2 protein-coding genes are annotated in these 2,943 nt (G+C 57.2%); both read left to right on the top strand.

The window, feature by feature from the left end:
- Positions 1 to 718: 718 nt before the first annotated feature.
- Positions 719 to 2,050 carry an OprD family porin gene (locus GYA94_RS24250; protein WP_110678909.1) on the top strand — a complete coding sequence of 444 codons (1,332 nt, stop codon included), beginning with the start codon at positions 719 to 721 and terminating at the stop codon, positions 2,048 to 2,050.
- A 168-nt stretch (positions 2,051 to 2,218) separates the two neighbouring features.
- Complete coding sequence (locus GYA94_RS24245) at positions 2,219 to 2,857, top strand: peroxiredoxin (protein ID WP_009682239.1); 639 nt, start codon at positions 2,219 to 2,221, stop codon at positions 2,855 to 2,857.
- Positions 2,858 to 2,943: the final 86 nt, after the last annotated feature.

Genomic DNA, 2,943 nt, shown 5'->3' with positions numbered 1-2,943 from the left:
CTGGCACCGGCTGCGCCGGTGTTCGCGGGCATGCCCGCTCCCTCCATGGGGTCTGCGCTGGCTTGGAGTTGCCGCCGTACTTGCAGGAGCAACTGTCTTTCTCAAATTTTGAAAAGCCTGCGCGATTCATTGTGGGAGCGGGCTCTAGGCACCTGCGGCATCCAGCTTGTCATTCGCCGCTCTCACTCCAGACTCTAATAGGCTGTAAAGCTGTAGGAGCGGCCTTGTGTCGCGATGGGGCGCGAAGCGGCCCTGACGATGGCTGCTGCGACGCTGAGCGTTCAGGGCCGCATCGCGCCCCATCGCGACACAAGGCCGCTCCTACAAAGCCTGCGAAGGGCCATAACCTGGGTCAATGGCGAAATCAGATCAGCCTGCTAGGCTTCTCCGTCCCTATAGAACATTAAGGAATTAGGTTATTAGCAAACGTTTGCAAATAGCAAAAAGCTATTAGAGCCCGGCTAGCTACAACTATTGGTTGCAAAGGTTCGTTACATATTCCCTAAAAATCTTAGAAATTCACAAAACGGTCATTTTGGATTTATAGGATTGTCATTATCCTGTAGCGCAGGTGGCGCCTTAGACCAAAGTCGAGAAACGTTTAGAAACGTTTGACTTACTAGTCACACTTTGGGACTAAATCGCCAATCCACGGTGAGCGGGGCACAAGACCCTGCCGCCAGAGATACACAAAAATTAGAACGTAGAGGAGCACATCATGTACAAGTCCAGCCTGGCCGTGGCCGTGGCACTGGGGGTTTTCGCCCAAACAGCAGGCGCTGCCGGTTTCGTGGAAGACAGCAAGCTGTCCCTCAGCTCGCGCACCATGTATTTCAACAACGACAACCGCGATGGCGGTGCTGACAACCGCGAGTCGGGTCAGGGCTTCAAGCTCGATTACATCTCTGGTTTCACTGAAGGCACCGTTGGTTTTGGTGTCGATGCCCAGGCCTTGTGGGGTATCCACCTGGACGGTGGCCGTGGCAAACACCCTGACAACAGCAGCTTCTTCCCAAGCGACTCGGACGGCTCGGCCGCTAGCCAGTGGGCACGTTTTGGCGCCAACGCCAAGGCTCGCTTCTCCAAGACCGAAGTGCACTTCGGTAGCGCCCTGGCGCCAAACCTGCCGATCCTGGTCTCCAACGACGGGCGTCTGCTGCCGCAAACCTTCGAGGGTGGCACCATCCAGTCGAAGGAAATCGACAACCTGACCATCAACGCCGGTCAGCTGACCCACGCCATGGGTCGTGCGTCGAGCAACCGTACCGGCCTGTCGGTCGCTGGCGCCACTGCCGACAGCAACAAGTTCCGCTACGGCGGCCTGGACTACAAGCTCACTCCAGACCTGACCCTGCAGTACTACTACTCGAACCTGGAAGACTTCTACAAGCAGCACTTCCTGGGTGCCACCCACGTCTTCAAGATCGCCGACGACCAGTCGTTCAAGACCGACCTGCGCTACTTCGACAGCAGCAGTGACGGCAACAACGGTCACGGCGGTGGCTACAACTTCAGCAACAACGGTGGCTACGCCAAGAACACTGGCAAGGTCGACAACAAGACCTGGTCGGCCATGTTCACCTACACCCTGGGTGGCCACGCGCTGATGCTCGGTCGTCAGCAAGTCAGCGATGACGGCGGTTTCGTCTGGCTGAACCAGGGCAACGTGGTTGACGGTAACGGTCGCCCTGAAGGCGCTGCCGGTTCCAGCTTCTACCTGTTCACCGACAGCATGATCAACCAGTTCGCCCGTGCCGGTGAGAACACCAACTTCGGCCAGTACTCGTATGATTTCGCCTCGCTTGGCGTTCCGGGCCTGAAGGCTTCGGTTTCCTACCTGCGCGGTGACGACATTCGCTACAAGAGCGGCCACGGCACCTACAACGAATGGGAACGTGACGCCCGCGTCGACTACACCATTCAGCAAGGCACCCTCAAAGGCCTGGGCTTCAGCCTGCGCCAGGGTGTGTACCGTGGTGGCAGCAGCGAAGCCAGCGCCGACCAGGACCAGACTCGCTTCATCGTGAACTACACTTACAGCTTCCTGTAAGCCGTAGCGACACCAAAGAGCCTCGCCTAGTGCGAGGCTTTTTCATGACTGCAGCCTGTAATGTCAAAAAGCTATAAATAAATCATTATTTATTCTTTTTGTTTTTAGTCAGTTGCAGGCACAGTCAATTCACACGCTGACCACAACCCAGCCCAGGAGCCGCAGCCTATGAGCCTAAAACTCGGCGATATCGCCCCCGATTTCGAACAGGATTCCAGCGAAGGCAAGATCCGTTTCCACGAGTGGCTGGGTAACAGCTGGGGGGTGCTGTTCTCCCACCCGGCTGACTTCACCCCGGTATGCACCACTGAGCTGGGCCTGACTGCCAAGCTCAAGGACGAATTCGCCAAACGCGGAGTCAAGGCCATTGCCTTGTCGGTCGACCCGGTCGATTCGCACCACAAATGGATCGCCGACATCAACGAAACCCAGAACACCGTGGTCAATTTCCCGATCATCGCCGACGCCGACCGCAAGGTTTCAGACCTTTATGACCTGATCCATCCGAACGCCAGCGACACCCTGACCGTGCGCTCGCTGTTCGTGATCGACCCGAACAAGAAGGTGCGGCTAACCATCACCTACCCGGCCAGTACCGGGCGCAATTTCAATGAAATCCTGCGGGTGATCGACTCGCTGCAGCTGACCGACAACCACAAGGTGGCCACGCCAGGTAACTGGCAAGACGGCGACGACGTGGTGATCGTGCCTTCGCTCAAGGACGAAGAAGAGATCAAGCAGCGCTTCCCCAAAGGGTATCGGGCCGTCAAACCCTATCTGCGCCTGACCCCCCAGCCCAATCGTTAACGCATTCCTCGTTGCATCGCTCTTAGCCTCACAGGGATTTTCGGGCCGTTTCGACGGCCCTTTTTTTAGCTGCGAGCTGCGAGCTG

The organism is Pseudomonas juntendi (assembly GCF_009932375.1).
Classification (GTDB): domain Bacteria; phylum Pseudomonadota; class Gammaproteobacteria; order Pseudomonadales; family Pseudomonadaceae; genus Aquipseudomonas; species Aquipseudomonas juntendi.
Note: the sequence above shows the minus strand (reverse complement) of the source record. Positions and strands in the feature narration are given on the sequence as shown.